At 70.8% G+C, this 18,230-nt stretch carries 18 protein-coding genes and 1 tRNA gene; 11 read left to right on the top strand and 8 right to left on the bottom strand.

All coding sequences use genetic code 11. The features are described 5' to 3' along the window. Positions 1–16 precede the first annotated feature (16 nt). The 3 genes from SAVERM_RS08535 to SAVERM_RS08525 are packed head-to-tail and all read left to right on the top strand — an operon-like array spanning position 17 to position 1,986. On the top strand, positions 17–214 hold the full coding sequence (locus tag SAVERM_RS08535) for a ferredoxin (protein WP_010983049.1): 198 nt from the start codon (positions 17–19) through the stop codon (positions 212–214). Continuing rightward, positions 211–1,428, top strand: a complete 1,218-nt coding sequence (locus SAVERM_RS08530) for an NAD(P)/FAD-dependent oxidoreductase (protein ID WP_010983048.1) — start codon at positions 211–213, stop codon at positions 1,426–1,428. The genes SAVERM_RS08535 and SAVERM_RS08530 overlap by 4 nt, the downstream gene beginning before the upstream one ends. Before the next feature lie 30 nt (positions 1,429–1,458). After that, positions 1,459–1,986 carry a MarR family winged helix-turn-helix transcriptional regulator gene (locus tag SAVERM_RS08525; protein ID WP_037645897.1) on the top strand — a complete coding sequence of 176 codons (528 nt, stop codon included), beginning with the start codon at positions 1,459–1,461 and terminating at the stop codon, positions 1,984–1,986. A gap of 231 nt (positions 1,987–2,217) precedes the next feature. Here the strand turns inward: SAVERM_RS08525 and SAVERM_RS08520 are convergent, their stop codons facing one another. From SAVERM_RS08520 to SAVERM_RS08510, 3 genes are all read right to left on the bottom strand, one after another. Then, positions 2,218–3,390, bottom strand: a complete 1,173-nt coding sequence (locus tag SAVERM_RS08520) for an AI-2E family transporter (RefSeq protein ID WP_042492869.1) — start codon at positions 3,388–3,390, stop codon at positions 2,218–2,220. Between the two features lie 407 nt (positions 3,391–3,797). Then, positions 3,798–4,445, bottom strand: coding sequence for an endonuclease (locus SAVERM_RS08515; protein WP_010983045.1), 648 nt, complete (start codon positions 4,443–4,445; stop codon positions 3,798–3,800). Positions 4,446–4,464: 19 nt separating this feature from the next. After that, on the bottom strand, positions 4,465–4,947 hold the full coding sequence (locus SAVERM_RS08510) for a Dps family protein (protein ID WP_010983044.1): 483 nt from the start codon (positions 4,945–4,947) through the stop codon (positions 4,465–4,467). 192 nt (positions 4,948–5,139) lie between these two features. On the opposite strand from SAVERM_RS08510, the gene SAVERM_RS08505 reads away from it, so the two are divergent. From SAVERM_RS08505 to SAVERM_RS08490, 4 genes are all read left to right on the top strand, one after another. Continuing rightward, the gene (locus SAVERM_RS08505) at positions 5,140–6,327 is read left to right on the top strand and encodes a thiolase family protein (RefSeq protein ID WP_010983043.1); all 1,188 of its coding nucleotides are present in this window, start codon (positions 5,140–5,142) and stop codon (positions 6,325–6,327) included. A 129-nt stretch (positions 6,328–6,456) separates the two neighbouring features. After that, a complete protein-coding gene (locus SAVERM_RS08500) occupies positions 6,457–7,968 on the top strand; it encodes a long-chain-fatty-acid--CoA ligase (protein ID WP_010983042.1) in 1,512 nt (503 codons plus the stop codon). Between the two features lie 102 nt (positions 7,969–8,070). Further along, a complete protein-coding gene (locus tag SAVERM_RS08495) occupies positions 8,071–8,844 on the top strand; it encodes a sulfite exporter TauE/SafE family protein (protein ID WP_010983041.1) in 774 nt (257 codons plus the stop codon). 21 nt (positions 8,845–8,865) lie between these two features. After that, complete coding sequence (locus tag SAVERM_RS08490) at positions 8,866–9,612, top strand: cobalt-precorrin-6A reductase (RefSeq protein WP_010983040.1); 747 nt, start codon at positions 8,866–8,868, stop codon at positions 9,610–9,612. Here the strand turns inward: SAVERM_RS08490 and SAVERM_RS08485 are convergent. From SAVERM_RS08485 to SAVERM_RS08475, 3 genes are all read right to left on the bottom strand, one after another. After that, positions 9,599–10,099 (bottom strand): hypothetical protein, encoded by a 501-nt coding sequence (locus SAVERM_RS08485; RefSeq protein ID WP_037645898.1) that lies wholly within the window; start codon positions 10,097–10,099, stop codon positions 9,599–9,601. The genes SAVERM_RS08490 and SAVERM_RS08485 overlap by 14 nt on opposite strands. Before the next feature lie 288 nt (positions 10,100–10,387). Continuing rightward, positions 10,388–11,158, bottom strand: coding sequence for a precorrin-6A synthase (deacetylating) (cobF, locus tag SAVERM_RS08480; RefSeq protein ID WP_010983039.1), 771 nt, complete (start codon positions 11,156–11,158; stop codon positions 10,388–10,390). Positions 11,159–11,217: 59 nt separating this feature from the next. Then, a complete protein-coding gene (locus SAVERM_RS08475) occupies positions 11,218–11,745 on the bottom strand; it encodes a DUF309 domain-containing protein (protein WP_037645900.1) in 528 nt (175 codons plus the stop codon). 99 nt (positions 11,746–11,844) lie between these two features. Here SAVERM_RS08475 and SAVERM_RS08470 point away from each other — a divergent pair. Further along, positions 11,845–11,918: transfer RNA gene (locus SAVERM_RS08470), tRNA-Pro, on the top strand. Between the two features lie 84 nt (positions 11,919–12,002). Here the strand turns inward: SAVERM_RS08470 and SAVERM_RS08465 are convergent. Further along, positions 12,003–12,857 carry a caspase family protein gene (locus tag SAVERM_RS08465; RefSeq protein WP_010983037.1) on the bottom strand — a complete coding sequence of 285 codons (855 nt, stop codon included), beginning with the start codon at positions 12,855–12,857 and terminating at the stop codon, positions 12,003–12,005. 407 nt (positions 12,858–13,264) lie between these two features. Here SAVERM_RS08465 and SAVERM_RS08460 point away from each other — a divergent pair, with 407 nt between their 5' ends. Then, on the top strand, positions 13,265–14,233 hold the full coding sequence (locus SAVERM_RS08460; RefSeq protein WP_010983036.1) for an aldo/keto reductase: 969 nt from the start codon (positions 13,265–13,267) through the stop codon (positions 14,231–14,233). 84 nt (positions 14,234–14,317) lie between these two features. Here SAVERM_RS08460 and SAVERM_RS08455 read toward each other — a convergent pair whose 3' ends face one another. Next, a complete protein-coding gene (locus SAVERM_RS08455) occupies positions 14,318–14,764 on the bottom strand; it encodes a hypothetical protein (protein ID WP_048894399.1) in 447 nt (148 codons plus the stop codon). A 205-nt stretch (positions 14,765–14,969) separates the two neighbouring features. Here SAVERM_RS08455 and kstD point away from each other — a divergent pair, with 205 nt between their 5' ends. Then, positions 14,970–16,778: a 3-oxosteroid 1-dehydrogenase gene (kstD, locus tag SAVERM_RS08450; RefSeq protein WP_042492867.1), complete on the top strand. Its 1,809-nt coding sequence runs from the start codon at positions 14,970–14,972 to the stop codon at positions 16,776–16,778. Positions 16,779–16,900: 122 nt separating this feature from the next. Next, the gene (locus tag SAVERM_RS08445) at positions 16,901–18,184 is read left to right on the top strand and encodes a hypothetical protein (RefSeq protein ID WP_010983033.1); all 1,284 of its coding nucleotides are present in this window, start codon (positions 16,901–16,903) and stop codon (positions 18,182–18,184) included. The last annotated feature ends 46 nt before the right edge of the window (positions 18,185–18,230 follow it).

Raw genomic sequence — 18,230 nt, 5'->3', positions numbered from 1 at the left:
AACAGAGGCAAGAACCATGCGTGTGGAACTGGACGAACCGAAGTGCGTGGCATCGGGGCAGTGCGTCGTGGCCGCCCCCGAGGTGTTCGACCAGCGGGACGACGACGGCGTCGCGATCCTGCTGGACGAGGAACCCGCCGCCGGACTCCACGACGGCGTACGAGAGGCCGCGGCGGTCTGCCCGGCGGCGGCGATCCGACTGGTGGAACGGTGAAACGCATTCTGGTCGTCGGAGCCTCGGCGGCCGGCCTCACGGCCGCCGAGACGCTGCGCCGCGAGGGGTACGACGGCACGATCACCCTCGTCGGCGACGAATGCCACGCCCCCTATGACCGGCCGCCACTGTCCAAGCAGTTGCTGGCCGCGGAGTGGGAACCCGAGCGGCTCGCCCTGCGGACGCCGGGCGACCTGGAGGCACTCGACCTCGACCTGCGGCTCGGCGTCGCGGCGACCGGGCTGGACGTGACGGACCGTACGGTGCGTCTGGCCGACGGCTCGTCGGTGCCGTACGACGGTCTGATCGTGGCCACCGGAGTGCGCCCGCGCCGGCTGCCCGGGGAGGGCGCGCATGTGCTGCGCACGGTGGACGACGCCCTCGCGCTGCGGGACCGGCTCGGGCCGGGCACGCGGCTGGTCGTGGTCGGGGCCGGCTTCCTCGGGGCGGAGGCCGCCGCCGTGGCCCGGCGTCTGGGAGCGGACGTGACCCTCCTCGAACCCGCACCGGTGCCGCTGGCCCACGCGGTCGGCGCGGAGGTGGGTGAGGTGCTGTCGCGGGCCCATCTGGAGCACGGTGTGGAGCTGCGCACCGGAGTCACCGTGACCGAGGTGACCGACGAGGGGGTGCGGCTCGCGGACGGCGAGGTGGTCGAGGCGGACGAGATCCTGGTCGCCATCGGCTGTCTGCCCAACACCGAGTGGCTGAAGGGCAGCGGACTGACGCTGGGCGACGGTCTGGTCTGCGACGCGTACGGCGAAGCCGCGCGGAGCGTGTACGGCGCCGGGGACGTCGCCCGCTGGCACAACCCGCTGTTCGGGGTGTCCATGAGGATCGAGCACCGCACCAACGCGGCCGAGCACGGCATGGCCGCCGCCCGCAACCTCCTCCGCCCCGAGGCGCGCAGACCGTTCGCGCCGGTGCCGTACTTCTGGTCGGACCAGTACGACATGAAGATTCAGGCGTACGGCTACTTCCGGGCCCACGACGAGACGGTGGTCGTGGAGGGGGACCTGGCCGAACGCCGGTTCGTCGCCGCGTACCGCACCGGTGACCGGCTGACCGGAGCCCTCGCGGCCGGCCTGCCGCCCAGGGCGATCCGCCGCTGGCGCCAGGCGATCGCGGCCGGCGCGACCTGGCGGGAGGCCGTGCGGGACAACATCAGCCCGGCAACGGCCCCTTGGGGCAGCGTACTGCCGGAGAAAATTACTTGAGTTACGCAACGATATGGTAAAGTGTGCCGCATGTCCACACCCTCTCCGCCCTCGCTGCCGGCCGCCTCGGCCTCGCCGGAAGTGACCGGGATCGAGCGGGCCCTGACCCGGATCACGTATCTGAGTACGCGGGCTCGGCAGCATGAACGTCTGATGGCGCTGGCGGGGGTTCCGCTGGACCGGGCCGCGGTGGCGTTGCTGCGGCAGATCTCGGACACCGAGCCGTTGCGGCCGGGGGAGCTGGCCCATCGGCTCGGTGTGGAGGCTTCGCATGTGACGCGGCAGGTGCAGCAGTTGGAGAAGTCCGGTTACGTCACTCGTGTCCCGGATCCTGACGACCGGCGGGCTCAGCGTATTCAGCTGACGTCCACCGGCCGGGAGGCGGTGGACCGCATCCGTGAGGCCGGTGCGCGCGGCATGCAGATGGCGCTGGCCGAATGGTCCCCCGAGGAACTGCGGCAACTGGCCACCCTCTTCCACCGGATGGTCGACGACTTCCTCTCCTACGCGGTCGACGACGCCGAGCAGGAGCCCGCGGCAACGGCCCACTCCGCCTGACGGCACGGCTGCCCGGCCGTTCCACCTCGGTGACCGGCACACCTTCCGGAGTCACCGTGGCGGACACGGGGAGCGATGGGTTGAGCCACTCGGGGTGCGCGGGCTCGGCAGCGTGAACGTCTGATGCGGCACACCGCCACTCGGGTTGCGGCACGCGGCCGCGACACGTCGGCACGCGGCCGCGACACGTCGGCACGCCGCATCGACGTGTCGGCAGGCCGCACCGACGCGTCAGCCCGGTGACCGCCCGGGGTGACCCGCGCCCGGCTCGTGCGGAGGACGCAGCACGCTGAGCACGGACCAGGCGACCGACACCATCGGGACAGCCACCACCGCGCCGATCACCCCGGCCAGGATGCTGCCGGCGATGACGGAGAGGGCCACGACCACGGGGTGCAGCCGGACCGCCCAGCTCATCACCAGCGGGTGCAGCAGATGACCCTCGATCTGGCCGACGACCACGATCAGGGCGAGCACCGCGATCGCGACGACCGGCCCCCGTGAGGCCAGGGCGACGACCGTGGCCACGGCCAGCGCGATGGGCGAACCCACCAGGGGAATGAACGCGGCGAAGAACTCCAGCAGCGTCAGCGGCAGGGCCAGCGGCACCTGCAGCGCGAACAGGGCGATCCCGACCAGCACCGCATTGCTGGCCGCGACGATGATGATCCCCCGCGTGTATCCGGCGAACGTCCGCCACGCCGCCCGTCCCGCGCGGCCCCAGGGTTCCCGTGCGCCCTCCGGCAGCCGCGCCAGGAACCAGTGCCAGTAGTTGTCCCCGGAGTGAAGGAAGAAAATGGAGCAGAACAGCGCGAGCACCGCTGCGGTGAGCACCTCGACCACGCGCCCGGCGCCGCTCAGCGCGCTGCTGATCAGCTGGGAGCGGTGCTCCGAAACGAAGGAGCTCACCTTGCCCTGAAGATCCGACATCACGGCGGGGTCCACATGGAAGGGAGGGCCTTCCAGCCATCGTTCGATCCGCCCGAGGCCCCCGCCGAACTCCCGGCCCAGCTGGTCCCACTCGCCCGCCACCAGGCCGCCGACCAGCGCCAGCAGCCCCAGCGCCACCACCAGGCTGCCCACCACGCTCACCGCCACCGCCGCGGCCCTCGGCAGCCGCCGCGCCAGCAGTCCGGCCGGCGGACGCAGCACCGCGGTCACGACCAGCGCGAGGAACAGCGCCACGGCGACCAGCTGCAACCGCCCCAGGGTCATGAAGCCCACGTACACGGCCACCCCGACCACCAGCAGCCGCCATGCGTACGCCGCGGCCACCCGCAGCCCGTGGTTCACGGTCACGCCGTCGCGGTCCCCGGCACGCCGCGTCGCCTTCTCTGCGGTGCGCGCCCGTGCCACCGCCCCCACCCCGTGCGCAGGCCGGCTCCCCAGCACGATGTACCGCATCCGTCGCCCCCCGCGACCTCGACCACGGCCGGAACCGGAGCCGGGACGACGCGATCCGTCGCTCACCTCTGCGTCACCGCCTCCCGCCGTCGGGACCCCGCAAAGCTACGGATCCCCGTAGGGACACTTGTAGGGACACGTCAGGACGCCGGTGGAATCGCGTGACCGGACCGGAGCGGACCATCAGACCGGAGCGGACCGGAGCGGGTCGAACACGGGTGACGTCATGGACAGAGTAGGGCGGGAAAAGGATCCGCCGCCTGCTGGAACGGGCGCGGGCACCGCCCTGTGAGGACAGCTTTTACGCGCGCTGCGGGACGAGATCCTGGCCCTGCCCGACGAGGGCGAGCCGCCGGCGCCGTGCGGCGCCCGTCCGTTGACGGCCGTCGGTCGACGGCCGAGCCCCGTCAACCGACCCGCGCGAGCACTTCCCGCGCCGACTTCTTGTCCAGGGCCACCCGGACCAACGCGGCGGCCAGAACGGCCGGCTCGGTGTCACCGGCACGTTCCATCAGCTTCCGGGGATCCTTCGGGAGTCCGAGCCGCTCGGCACCGGACAGCGCCTTGTTGTCCAGGTGCGGCGCCACCCCCGGCCAGACGTGCTGCACTTCGCGCAGGAAGATGTCCGCGCCGGCCGGACCCATCCCCGGAATCTCCCGCAGCAGCCTGCGCAGCTCGGGGACCTTGCCGTCCGCCTCGTCCCGCATCCGCCGCAGGTCCCCGCCCCAGCGCTCGATCAGCAGCTCGGCACCCTCGCCGAGCTGGGTCGCGGTGCGCTCGTCGTAACGCCGGTAGCCGCCGCGTCCCAGCGCGTCGACCCGTTCCTGCCAGTCGGCCTCGGCCATACGGCGCGGATCGCGCAACCCGGCGTCGTACAGCGCGCGCGTGGCGGCGAGGGCGACCGAACTGCGGATCCGGGCGCTGAGCAGACAGGCCATGACCAGGAGCCGGTACAGCGGCTGCGGGGCATCCTTGAGCCGGATGCCCGCCTCATCGGCGTACGTGGTGCCGTGCGCGGCGATCAGTTCCCCGATGATGCGACGGTCCTGCTGCATGGCCGGCTCCTCGAGTTGGTCAGTTGTCGCGCGGCCAGTCCTCCGCCTGGAACATCCAGTACTGCTTCTCCAGTTCGGCGGTGAGCCCGATCAGCAGGTCCTGGGTGACCGGATCGGCCTTCTCCGTGACGGCGATCCGCTCACGCAGCCCTCCGACCGTCGCCTCCAGCGCCTCGACGAGCAGCCGTACGACCTCGGTGTCCCGCAGCCAGCCGTCCTTCGGACCCTGCAGACCGAAGGACGCGGCGACGGTCTCGGGCCGGCCGTCGGGGGAGACGCCGAGCGCCGCCGCCCGCTCGGCCACCGTGTCGGCGTACGTACGGGCCGTCGACACCACTTCGTCGAGCTGGAGATGGATCGAGCGGAACCTCGGTCCGACGATGTTCCAGTGGGCCTGCTTCCCGATGAGCGAGAGTCCGAGCAGATCGACCAGCGTCTGCTGCAGGGCCTCGCCGACGACCTGGCGGGCGGGCTCGGGGAGCGTGCTCTTCACAACCGGCATACCGTGCTTCTCCTTGTGGTTCGTGGCTTGTCATGACTCCTTTGCTCTGTTTCGCGTGCCCTGGAAGGAACGGGTGAAACGGCAGGGTTCCCAGGTGACGGCCGGGGGGCTATAGTCGAAAACTAGCAGTGCTAATTAACCGACGGCGGGCGGTGCACCTGCCGTGGATCGAATTCGGTCAGGAGTCAGGTCGTGCGTCCCGTCCACTTCGCGGCAGCTCGCCGCACCCCCATCGGCAAGCTGCGCGGCGCCCTGTCCGTCGTGCGGCCCGACGACCTCGCGGCGACGGTGATACGCGGTCTGATCGCCGACCTGCCCGGGCTCGACCCGGCCCGTATCGACGACGTGTACTGGGGCGCGGCCAACCAGGCCGGCGAGGACAACCGCAATGTCGCCCGCATGGCCGCCCTCCTCGCCGGGCTGCCCGAGTCGGTGCCCGGCGCCACGGTCAACCGGCTCTGTGCCTCCGGTCTGGAGGCGGTGACCACGGCCGCCCGCACGATCGCCGCCGGCGAGGCCGACATCGTGCTCGCGGGCGGCTCCGAGTCCATGAGCCGCGCCCCCTTCGTGCTGCCCCGCCCGGACGAGGCCCTGCCGCACCGCATCGAGACCGTCGACACCCGGCTCGGCTGGCGCCTGGTCAACCCGGCCATGAAGGAACTGCACGGCCTGCTCTCCATGGGTGAGACCGCCGAGGAGGTCGCCGAACGGTACGCGGTCCCGCGCGAACGCCAGGACGAGTTCGCGCTGCGCAGTCACCGGCGCGCCGCGGACGCCCGCAAGAACGGGTACTTCGACGACGAGCTGCTGCCCGTCACCCGGCCCGACGGCGTGGTCGTCGCCGACGACGAGTGCGTACGCGAGGACACCTCGTACGAGAAGCTGTCCCGTCTCAAGCCGGTGTTCCGCCAGGGCGGCACCGTCACCGCCGGCAATGCCTCGCCGATGAACGACGGAGCGGCCGGACTCCTCCTCGTCAGCGAGGAGGCCCTGAACGAGCTGGGTCTGGAGTCCCTGGGACAGTACGTCGCCGGCGCCTCGGCCGGTGTCCATCCCGACGTCATGGGTATCGGCCCCGTGCCCGCGACCGAGAAGGCCCTGGCTCGCGTCGGCTGGACGATCGGCGACATCGAAGAGGCCGAGTTCAACGAGGCGTTCGCCGCCCAGGCCCTCGCCTGCGTGGACCGCCTCGGCATCGACCCGGAGCTCGTCAACCCCACCGGCGGCGCCATCGCCCTCGGTCACCCGCTCGGCTGCTCGGGCGCCCGCATCCTCACCACGCTGCTCCACCGCATGCGCCGCACCGGCGCGGCCCGCGGCCTGGCCACGATGTGCGTCGGGGTCGGGCAGGGCAGTGCGATCCTCGTCGAACGCCACTGAGCGCCACTACGTTCTTTGTCGCGCGTGACTGAGCACCGCCACGTTCTTTGTCGCGCATGACTGAGCACCACCGCTGAGTCCTCCCTCTGGTTCACCGCCGCACCAGCAAGGAAACGGAGCCCCTCGTCCATGGCCGCCACCCTCTCCCTCGCCGCGATCCTCGCCGAGAACGCCCGCCGCCGCCCCGAGAAGACGGCGCTCGTCGAGGGCGAGCTGCGCCTCACCTTCGCCGAGGTGTGGCAGCGCGCCCGCGCCCAGGCCGGCGCCCTCGTCGGTCTCGGCGTACGGCCGGGGGACCGGGTGGCGCTCATGGCGCCCAACACCGCCGACTTCCCCCACGCCTACTACGCGATCGCCGCGGCCGGCGGTGTGGTCGTCCCGGTCCATCTCCTGTTGTCGGCGTCCGAGGTCGAGCACGTCCTGAAGGACAGTGGCGCCACACTGCTCCTGTGCCACCCCGCGCAGGCCGAGACCGGTACGGCCGCCGCTCAGGCCGTCGGCGTCCAAGTCATCACGCTGGGCGCCGAGTTCGAGAAGCTGGCCAGGATCGCCGAGCCGCTGCCCTCGTACGTCACCCGCGCGGCGGACGACCCGGCCGTCGTGTTCTACACCAGCGGAACCACCGGCGTCCCCAAGGGCGCCGTGCTCAGCCACTTCAACCTGGTCATGAACGCGACCGTCAACGCCTTCGACGCCAACGACATCCGCCCCGACGACGTCGCCCTCGGCGCTCTCCCGCTGTTTCACGCCTTCGGCCAGACGGTCTCCATGAACTCCACCTGGCGCGCGGGCGCGACGCTCGTCCTGCTCCCGCGCTTCGACGCGGCGCGCGCGATCGAGCTGATGGTGAAGGAGGGGGTGAACACGTTCCACGGTGTCCCGACGATGTTCGTCGCCCTGGCGGGCGCCGCCGCAGCCATGGACGCGCTGCCCGAGCTGCGCGTCTGCGTGTCGGGCGGCGCCTCGCTGCCACTCGCCGTACTGGAACGCTTCGAGGAGGCGTTCGGCGCGAAGATCTACGAGGGGTACGGGCTGTCGGAGACCTCGCCGACCGCGACCGTGAACCAGCCCGTTTTCGGCACCAGGGCGGGCACCATCGGGCACCCGCTGTGGGGCGTGGACGTCGAGATCGCGCGTGCCGAGGTCGAAGGACGCGTCGAACTGCTGCCGCCCGGCGAGCTGGGCGAGGTCGTCGTCCGGGGCCACAACGTCTTCTCCGGTTACCTCGGCCGCCCCGAAGCCACCGCCGAGACGCTCGTCGACGGCTGGCTGCGCACCGGCGACCTCGGCACCAAGGACGACGAGGGCTTCCTGCGGATCGTCGACCGCAAGAAGGACGTCATCATCCGCGGCGGCTACAACGTCTACCCGAGGGAGGTCGAGGAGGTGCTCCTGCGCCACCCCGGCGTCGCCCAGGCCGCCGTGATCGGACTGCCGGACGAGCTGCACGGCGAAGAGGTGTGCGCGGTCGTCGTACGCGCCACGGGCGCCGTCCCGGAGGCCGCCGAGATCACCGAGTGGTCGAAGGAGCATCTGGGGCGGCACAAGTACCCGCGGCGCGTCGAGTTCACGGACGCCCTGCCGCTGGGCCCGAGCATGAAGATCCTCAAGCGGGAGCTGAGGGTGCGGTACGCACAATGACATGCGGTGATGTGCGTGGGCCGATGGTCGACGATCACCTGTCGAGACGCTCCTGACGCGGCGAGACGCGGCGAGACCCGTGGACATAGCATCGGTCCCCGCATGAACACGATGACGCTTTGGCACATAACCCCGTGGGAGTTCGCCGCCCTCGCCGCCGCGGCCCTGCTCGTCGGCTTCTCGAAGACCGCTGTGAGCGGGGCCAACACGGTCAGTCTCGCGATCTTCGCGGCCGTCCTGCCCGCCCGCGCCTCCACCGGCGTACTCCTGCCCATCCTGATCGTCGGTGACGTCCTCGCGGTCCTCACCTACCGGCGGCACGCCCACTGGCCCACGCTGTGGCGGCTGTTCCCGGCCGTCGCGGCGGGCGTCGTGTTCGGCACACTGTTCCTGGTGTGGGCGGACGACGGGATCGTACGGACGTCGATCGGCGCGATCCTGCTGCTGATGGCGGCGGTCACGGTCTGGCGCCGACGGACTGCGGACAGGACCGGGGAACCGGAGGCGGTGGCCACGCGCACGGGCCGGATCAAGGCCCGCTCGTACGGTGTCCTCGGCGGCTTCACCACGATGGTCGCGAACGCGGGCGGCCCGGTGATGTCCCTGTATCTCCTCTCCGCGGGCTTCCGGAAGCTCGGCTTCCTGGGCACCTCGGCGTTCTTCTTCCTCATCGTCAACGTGTCCAAGGTGCCCTTCAGCGTGGGCCTCGGTCTGATCGACGGCCACTCACTGCTGCTGGACGCGGCACTCGCCGTCTTCGTCGTACCGGGCGCCCTCATCGGCAAGTGGGCGGTGAACCGCATCAACCAGCGGCTGTTCGAACAGCTCGTGATCGCGGCGACCGTGGTGGGAGGGGCCCAGCTCCTGCTGCGCTGAGACAGCTCTAGAGTCGACGGCATGTCCCTGCACGTCCTGGTCCTCGGCGGCACCACCGAGGCACGTGAACTCGCTGCGTCGCTCGCACCGCGCCCCGGTGTGCGCGTGACCACGTCGCTGGCGGGGCGTGTCTCCCGGCCCGGGACGGTGGAAGGGGACGTACGCATCGGTGGGTTCGGCGGGGCGCAGGGGCTGGCCGCGTGGCTGGGCGAGCACCGTGTCGACGCGGTCGTCGACGCCACGCACCCCTTCGCCGCGGGCATCACGGCGAACGCGGCCCGGGCCGCGGCGGCGACCGGAGTGCCGGCGGTCGTCCTGCGCCGGCCGGGCTGGCGGCCGGGGCCCGGGGACCGCTGGCACGCGGTCGCTTCACTCCCGGCGGCTGCGGACCTCCTGCCGGAACTCGGCCGCCGCGTGTTCCTCACCACGGGCCGCCTCGGCCTCGCGGCCTTCGCGCACCAGGCCGAACTGCACTTCGTCGTCCGTTCGGTGGAGTCGCCCGAGCCGCCGATGCCGCCGGACACGGAGGTGGTGCTGGCGCGGGGACCGTTCACGGTGGCCGACGAACTCGGGCTGCTGCGCGAGCACCGCGTCGACGTCCTCGTGACGAAGGACAGCGGGGGAGCGGCGACCGCGGCGAAACTCACCGCCGCGCGGGAACTCGGGCTGCCGGTCGTCGTCGTACGCCGCCCGCCGCTGCCGGAGGGCGTGACCGCCGTCCCGGACGTCGCCGGAGCGCTGGCTCGGCTCGGCCTCAGCCTGCCGTGACACAGACGCGGAGCCGGTCGATGGCGCGCAGCACCTCGTCGCGGTTCTTGGCGCTCTTGATCCATGCGGGCAGGCGGGCCACGTACGTCATCTTCTGCCCGGTGTCGTACCAGGGCGCCCGCTCCCGCAGCGGCGCGCCGACGAACCGCCCGAGGTAGTCGAGCTGTTCGAGGTTGTACGCCCACAGCCGTCCGTGGCGTGTCCCGGTCTGCAGCCAGAGCGGGGCGCGGAAATACGGATCGCGGGCCGGGGCGGCCGAGCTGCCGGAGAACATCACCGACCTGCCCTGCCACGTCCGCGCGTACCCGCAGGCACGGCAGACGAGCCGCCTCGCCCCGAGCATCCCCGAGGTGGCCTGCCCGTCGGGATCCGGCCGCCGCTCGACATGGGCGATGCGCTCGCAGCGGGGGCAGCGGACCAGAACCGAGTCCACGAAGTCGTACTTCGTGGCGCGGAGATCCCGGAAACGGGTCGGGGCGGCGGACATGGCAGGAGTATGACAAGGACGCGTGGCGGCGAGCACGCCCGTATTCGCCGCCTCGCCGGACTGTGGAGCGGCTTCCCGCGCCGCCCTCGGCCGGATTCGCCCGAGGCCGGCGCCGATGTCCAGGTGGACGTGCCGTTGGCCAGGTACGGAAGAGGGAGCCGACGGGGGCCGGACAGCTCCTCCTCGACCACGCGGTCGAAGACCGGCACCAGAACCTCCGGAGGTATGCGGCGGCGAGCGCCGATCAGCCCGAGGCCGGCGTGGGCCGGCCACTGCCCACCGGGTCCCCTAATCCCGCGGATGCCTGCGCAGCAAGTACGTGTCCATGATCCAGCCCTTCCGCTCCCGGGCCTCCGCGCGCAGCAGCTCGATGCGAGGGGCCGCCTCCGCGATGGGGCCGGAGGCGAGGATCTCGTCCGGCGTGCCTATGTACGCGCCCCAGTAGATGTCGATGTCCTGGTCGGCGTACCGCCGGAAGGTCTGGTGGGCGTCGAGCATCACCACCACGTCGTCGACATCCTCGGGGAAGCCCTCCGCGAGGCGCCGGCCCGTGGTGATCTGGACCGGCCGCGCGACCCGGTTGAGCCCGGTGCGGTGCTTGGCCACGAGCGCGGAGACGCTGCTGATGCCGGGCACGACGTCGTACGAGAACGCCACCGCGCCCCGCTCCAGGATCTCCTCCAGAATGCCGAGCGTGCTGTCGTACAGCGCGGGGTCGCCCCACACGAGGAACGCCCCGCACTCGTCCTCGCCCAGCTCGTCGGTGATGAGCCGCTCGTAGATCTCGGCGCGGGCGCTGCGCCAGTCCCCGACGGCGGGGGAGTACGCGGCGCCGCCGGCGGCCCGGTCGCGCTCGGGGTCACGCGCCTCGACCAGCCGGTACGTCCCCTCCTGTATGTGCGCGTCGAGCATGTCACGGCGGAGCTGGACGAGGTCCGACTTCACCTCGCCCTTGTCCAGGATGAAGAACACGTCCGTGCTCCTCAGCGCCTTGACCGCCTGCAAGGTCAGCTGGTCGGGGTCGCCCGCACCGATACCGATGACAAGAATCTTTCGCACGCCCCGAGTCTGCCGCACGCCACTGACAGTCCGCGCACCGCATCCGCATCCGCACTCGTCTACCGGGGCGTGCTCCCCCGCAACCGTGGCGCCGACGCCCCCGCGTCGATGGCCTCCTCGTCGCGTTCCACGTCCGCGGCCAAGTCCCGCGCCCAGGCGACGACGTCCGTCAGGTCCATGCCGTAGGGCCGGTCCCGACCCGCCCGCGAGGCCCACTCCTCGACGGCACCCGCGCCGCGCCGAAGCAGCCGGGCGCCGCCTGTCGTATTCCCCCGGGCCGCGTGTGTGAGGCCCACGGCGAGCTGGGCCAGGCCGCGCCACAGGCCGCTCTCCTCCTCGGGCCCGGACTTCCAGGCGTCCTCGAACACCTCGTGGGCATGGAAGGGCTTCCCGGCGTCCAGCAGGGCCTGCGCCTCGGTGACGGTGTCCATGGGGCTGCGTACGACGCCTTCCGGCTGGCGCGCCACCCCGTCCACCCCGTAGGGGAGAGGCCGGCCCAGCCCGTCCCGCGGCCTGGCGTTCCGCGCCCGCCCCTCCGCGTCCCGGTCCCGCCCGCCGTCCGCATGTACTTCGGATGTCCCGTTCATACCGCAATTGTCCCGCGCCCTGCGCCCCCTTCGGGACACCCCCCGACGTGGGGTAAAGTTCTGTCAGCGCGCTCACGCAGATCACCGCGGGAAGCGCATCGGGACGTGGCGCAGCTTGGTAGCGCACTTGACTGGGGGTCAAGGGGTCGCAGGTTCAAATCCTGTCGTCCCGACTAGAGGTTCACTCATAGTCGTAGATCAGAGCCCCGTCTCACTTCGGTGAGGCGGGGCTCTCGGTCATTTTCTCGCCCGATCTCTCAGAGCGTGAAAGGCCGCTCCGTGATGAACCGGTTGTTGGCCCGGCCGGTGATGAACAGATTCGGGCTCTGGATGGCCGGCATCTGCTTGAGGATCTCGCGGTGAAACGCCTTGTACCCGCCCGTGAACTTGCCGCCGTTCCAGACCTGAAGCACGGTCGCGGTGAACAGACCGTTACGCAGGCCGTCGGCTGCCAGCTGATTGTCCTGGCAGGCCGAGATGAGCAGGGCGGTCGCGCCGAGGTCGCGGTTGTCCTTGGCGTTGAGCTTGCGCTGGATGTCGTCGAAGAACTCCTTGTTCCGGTCGTACATCTCAGCCTGCATGTCCAGGGGCATGATCCTGGCCGTTGTCTCGACCTGGTTGGGGTCGGTCGTCTGGAACTGTTCTTCCATGGCCTCCGGCGAGAGAATTTCTCGCACCCTGATGCCACTGCCGCTGTGGCAGCAGTCAAGGAAGCAGAGAATCCGAACGCCCTCGGCGAATCCCTCGAATTCCTTGTACAGCTCGTCGTCGATGTACTCCCGGTCGAAGAAACACATGGTCTCGTCGAGCCGGTCCGACTCGTCCTCGGGGCCATTGAGGTCGGGTACCTGCCCGCCGTGGCCCGAGTAGCTGAAGAGCAGGAGGTCGCCGGCTGTGAGGACCTTCGCCGCCTTGCGCAGCTCAGCGGTGATGTTGTCGACCGTCGCCTCGGGGGTGAGCAGCGTTGTGCGCTCTTTGATCCCGGCTTCCTTGGCGAGCTGTTCCATGTCGCGTGCGTCGTTCTCGCAGGCGATGAGCTTGCCGTCCCACCCACCGTATTTGGTGCGGTCGACGCCGTTGAGTCCGATGTGGAGGGAAATGCCATGAGCCATGAGGAGGTTCCTTCCATGCGGAACGGGTGCCGCCCGAGAGGGTGCAGAGGTGTCAGGTGTCAGGTGTCAGGTGTCAGGTGTCAGACATCAGGCATCAGCTGGAAGCGCCAGCCAGAGGGATGCTCGCCCTTATGGATCCGGACCGAGCTTAATCGTTTGATTAGGTGCGTAATGGATTTACTGGGCCATTTGGGTGAGGGCGCGTTTTTTGGGGAGCGGACATGCCGGCGTGTCCGCGGCCTCGACGTCGGCGGAATTCACCGGTTGGTCGGTGCCTGTCGACAACTGGGCTGACAGGAACGGAAGTTGGCTGGTGATGGCCGCGTACGGGGATGCCGCGTGGGTGTTCCCCGGGTACCGTCGGGCTGGGCGTGGCAAGCCCGTTCCCGGCGAGAGCAGGAGTGCGCATGCAGTTTGTGAAGCTCGGTTCGACGGGCCTGGATGTGTCCCGGATCTGCGTGGGCTGCATGAGTTTCGGCCTTCCCGACCGTGGGCCCCACGAGTGGACCCTCGACGAGGAGGCCTCGCGGCCGCTGATCCGGCAGGCGCTGGAGGCCGGGATCAACTTCTTCGACACGGCGAACGTCTACTCCGACGGCACCAGCGAGGAGATCGTCGGCCGTGCCCTGGCGGACTTCGCACGCCGTGAGGAGATCGTCCTCGCGACCAAAGTCAACGGCAGCATGCACGAAGGACCCAACGGCCACGGCCTGTCCCGCAAGGCGATCATGACGGAGATCGACAACAGCCTGCGCCGCTTGGGGACCGACTACGTCGACCTGTACCAGATCCACCGCTGGGATCCGACCACCCCCGTCGAGGAGACGATGGAGGCCCTGCATGACGTGGTCAAGGCGGGCAAGGCCCGTTATGTCGGGGCCAGTTCGATGTACGCCTGGCAGTTCTCCAAGGCCCAGTACACCGCCCGGCTGAACGGCTGGACGCGGTTCGTCTCCATGCAGAACCACTACAACCTCCTCTACCGAGAAGAGGAGCGCGAGATGCTGCCGCTGTGCGAGGACCAGGGGGTCGGCGTGCTGCCCTGGAGCCCGTTGGCTCGGGGCCGTCTCACGCGGGATCGCGACGTCACCACCGCCCGCAGCCGGACCGACGAGTTCGGCAAGACCCTGTACCGGCAGGGCGACGACGAGATCGTCGACGCCGTGGCCCGGATCGCCGCCGACCGTGGTGTGCCGCGGGCCCGGGTCGCCCTCGCCTGGCTGCTGCACCAACGCGCGGTGACGGCACCGATCGTCGGCGCCACCAAGCCGGCGCATCTCGACGACGCGGTCGCCGCGCTCGACCTGGAATTGTCCGAGAAGGAGATCGAGCAGTTGGAGCAGCCGTACGTACCCAGGGCCATCAGCGGTCACTGACCGACAGGCTCGGTGATACCGGTGGCCCACGGGCTGCCGGTATCGATATCGCCGAGGACATCAAGCCGTCACGGGCACCGCCACTCACAACGATATGAGGCAGTAGAGCTGTTGGTGCGTCACGCGCGCGTGCCTGCTCAGCTCGGCCAGCCGCTGAAGGAAGTCGGCGAGCAGGTCCGCGTCCCAGCCCGCCGAGTCCTCGGGGCCGGACACCACCGTCATGGCGGTCTGCCCCAGGCGCTCCGGCCGCGCCCCGGCCAGGGCATCACGCAATGTCCCGGTGAGAGTGACCAGGCAACGGTCCTCGGCCTGCGGATCACTGATCAGGCGCGTAAAACGCGGGTCGTCCTCCACCTCCGCCACGGAACGCCCGGTGAGGCCCGCTTCGACCGGCCCGAGGATGAGATCCGGGTCCGCTCCCTTGAGACCCGTCAGGCCGAACTCGTCGTCGACCGCCCCCAGGTCCCCGTGAAGGCGGGCCAGGGCCCCGGCGTCGTCGGCAGCGGCGAAGTAGTCGTAGCGAACTCCCATGCCGGAGATCGTGCCAGGAGCCACTGACAATCGGCCGCACGGGGACAACCGGCCGCCCCAAGGTCCGACGCGCTGACGCCCTTGACTTCACAAGACCCTCGCGCGACATTCCTGACTCTCCATCAGAATCCTTGCGTCCAGGGTTGGTCATGGTCCTGGGCGGCGCACGACCCCACGTTCCCTCGCCACACAGGAGCGACCTGCCATGTCCACAAGTGCGGACCCTGCGAGACGTATCGAATCCCTCTCCGCGGTCGGCCCGTCGCGGCGCCGCGTGCTCGGCGGGACGGGTGCGGGGCTTGCGCTCGCGGCCGGGCTCCCCGGTGTCGGCGGCGCCGCCGACGCGGCCGACCTGCCCCTCCTCGGCACGTACGACGTCGTCGTGATCGGCTCCGGGGCGGCCGGTATGACCGCCGCGCTGACGGCCGCGAAGCAGGGGCTGAGCTGCGTCGTCGTGGAGAAGGCGGCCACCTTCGGGGGCTCGGCGGCGCGGTCCGGCGCGGGCATCTGGATTCCGAACAACCCCGTCATCCTCGCCGCGGGCGTCCCCGACACCCCGGCGAAGGCCGCCGCCTACCTCGCGGCGGTCGTCGGGCCCGACGTCTCCGCCGACCGGCAGCGCGCCTTCCTCGGCCACGGACCCGCCATGATCTCCTTCGTCATGGCGAACAGCCCGCTCCGCTTCCGCTGGATGGAGGGGTACAGCGACTACTACCCCGAGCTCTCCGGCGGGCTGCCGAACGGCCGCTCCATCGAACCCGACCAGCTCGACGGGAACATCCTCGGCGCCGAACTCGCCCACCTGAACCCGTCGTACATGGCCGTCCCGGCCGGCATGGTCGTCTTCAGCGCCGACTACAAGTGGCTCACCCTGTCCGCGGTCAGCGCCAAGGGCCTCGCCGTCGCCGCGGAATGCCTGGCCCGCGGGACCAAGGCGGCCCTCCTCGGCCAGAAGCCCCTCACCATGGGGCAGTCGCTGGCCGCGGGTCTGCGCGCCGGCCTGCTCGCCGCCCAGGTGCCGGTGTGGCTGAACACCCCGCTGACCGATCTGTACCGGGAGAACGGGACGGTCACCGGGGCAGTGGTGGCCAAGGGCGGCTCGGCCGGTCTGGTCAGGGCCCGGCACGGGGTCGTCGTCGGCTCCGGCGGGTTCGAGCACAACGCGGCCATGCGCGACCAGTACCAGCGCCAACCCATCGGCACCGCGTGGACCGTGGGCGCCAAGGAGAACACCGGCGACGGCATCCGGGCCGGCGAGCGGGCTGGCGCCGCGCTCGACCTGATGGACGACGCCTGGTGGGGACCGACGATCCCGCTGCCCGACCAGCCCTACTTCTGTCTTGCCGAACGCACCCTGCCCGGCGGCCTCCTCGTCAACGCCGCCGGAGCGCGGTTCGTCAACGAAGCCGCCCCCTACAGCGACGTCGTCCACACCATGTACGAGCGGAACCCGACCGCCCCGGACATCCCGGCCTGGCTGATCGTCGACCAGAACTACCGCAACCGCTACCTCTTCAAGGACGTCGCGCCGACGCTCGCGTTCCCCGGCTCCTGGTACGACTCCGGCGCCGCGCACAAGGCCTGGACCCTGGACGCCCTCGCCGGGCGGATCGGCATGCCCGCGGCCGCCCTGCGGGCCACCGTCAACCGGTTCAACAGCCTGGCCCTGAGCGGCGACGACACCGACTTCCAGCGCGGCGACAGCACGTACGACCACTACTACACCGACCCCGCGATCGTGCCGAACTCCTGTCTGGCCCCCCTGTGGCTGGCCCCGTACTACGCTTTCAAGATCGTCCCGGGGGATCTCGGCACCAAGGGAGGCCTGCGCACGGACGCACGCGCGCGTGTGCTGCGCGCGGACGGCTCGGTGATCCCCGGCCTGTACGCGGCGGGGAACGCCAGTGCCGCGGTGATGGGGCACAGCTATGCGGGCGCGGGCTCGACGATCGGGCCGGCGATGACCTTCGGGTACATCGCCGCCCTGGACATCGCGGCTGCGGCCGGAAGCTGAGGCAGGGCCGCGTGCCGGGCGCCGGGGAGAGGTGTGCAAAGCCGTAGCAACAGGTTCATATAGGCTGCTCGCTTCGGTTCCATGCCGTCCGTACCGTCCGCCAGCGCCTGGGAGAGTCCCCTGTGACCGTAACGATCGCTCCGTCCGAAGCGGCCGTTCCGCCTGCCGAAGAGACGTCCGCAGACGAGGAGTTCTGGGTCGAGCCACCCGCGTCCGGCGATGTCGCACCGTCGGGTGACGCTGCACCGTCGAGCGAGGTCGCGTCGTCGGGTGACGCGGCTGCGTCGGGTGACGCTGCGCCCATGGAGGGTTCCGCGTCGATGGAGGACTCCGCATCGACGGAGAGCTCCGCATCGAAGGAGGGCTCCGCGGCGACGGAGAACTCCGCCCCTGTCCTCGACGTGCCCGAGCCGGTGGCCCGGGACGCCCGTGAGTTCGGGGTGTACGCGCGGACCGGCGGCTGGGCGTTCGCGTTGAAGGTGGCGCGCAGCGTGCGGCCCGGCGGGCAGTCGGCCGAGGAGACGCCCAAGGTGTCCGCGAAGGAGTTCGCCGCACTGGCGGGCTGCTCGGCGGAGCGGGTCATGCGCTACTACAAGGCCTGGGACAAGGCGGCCGACGACGGGATCGTCCCGCACTTCGAGGTGCTGGTTCCCGGCGCGGACATCGAGCTGCCGGACGCGGACGTGTGGCTGTCGTACTACACCTCGCGCTCCAGCGCCGCCTCGGAGCGCGGGACCGCGATCGCGGCGGCGGCCCAGGCGGAGGGCATCCGGCCGACCAAGGCGCTGGAGGTCGCCGAGAACCCGACCGCGCTGCGGGCCGCGATCCTCGCCGACCCCTCCACCGCCCAGGCGGCCCGCGCCGCGCTGCTCGACCGGCTCAAGGAGGACCCGGCCCTGCAGACGGAGCTGGCGCGCGACATCGCCAGGACCGACGAGCTGAAGAAGGCGGTCGCCACCGAGACCCGGGCCGCCGACCGCATCGGATACGTGCGCCAGATCGTCGAGAACGGTCAGGTCAAGACGCCGGCCGGGCAGACGATCGACGCCCCCGCCGAGCTGCGGGCGGAGGCCGAGCGGCATCTGTCCCTCATCGACGAGCTGGACGACGACGAAGAGGCCGGACAGTGGGCCACGGACGCGTACGACACCGTGAAGGACCTCGTCGCCCAGACGGTCGCCGCCGACCCTGAACTGCGCCTCCAGGAGCGCCGTACGAAGTTCTACAGCAGCCTCCAGAGGGCGACGAGGGTCTTCGAGGAGCTGACCTTCGACGACGTCGACGACCTCGACACGATCTACGAGGACGACATGCTCCAGCGCCTTGAGGAGCTCCAGCAGGCCATCACGATGTGCATCACCACTCTGCGCAAGGCGGCCCCGGCGGCGGAGTCGGCCGAGGCGTGAGCTGACCGAGCGGCGCCCGGAGCCGAGACGGCTGCGGGCGCCGGAT

This window comes from Streptomyces avermitilis MA-4680 = NBRC 14893, from assembly GCF_000009765.2.
Lineage (GTDB): Bacteria > Actinomycetota > Actinomycetes > Streptomycetales > Streptomycetaceae > Streptomyces > Streptomyces avermitilis.
Note: the sequence above shows the minus strand (reverse complement) of the source record. Positions and strands in the feature narration are given on the sequence as shown.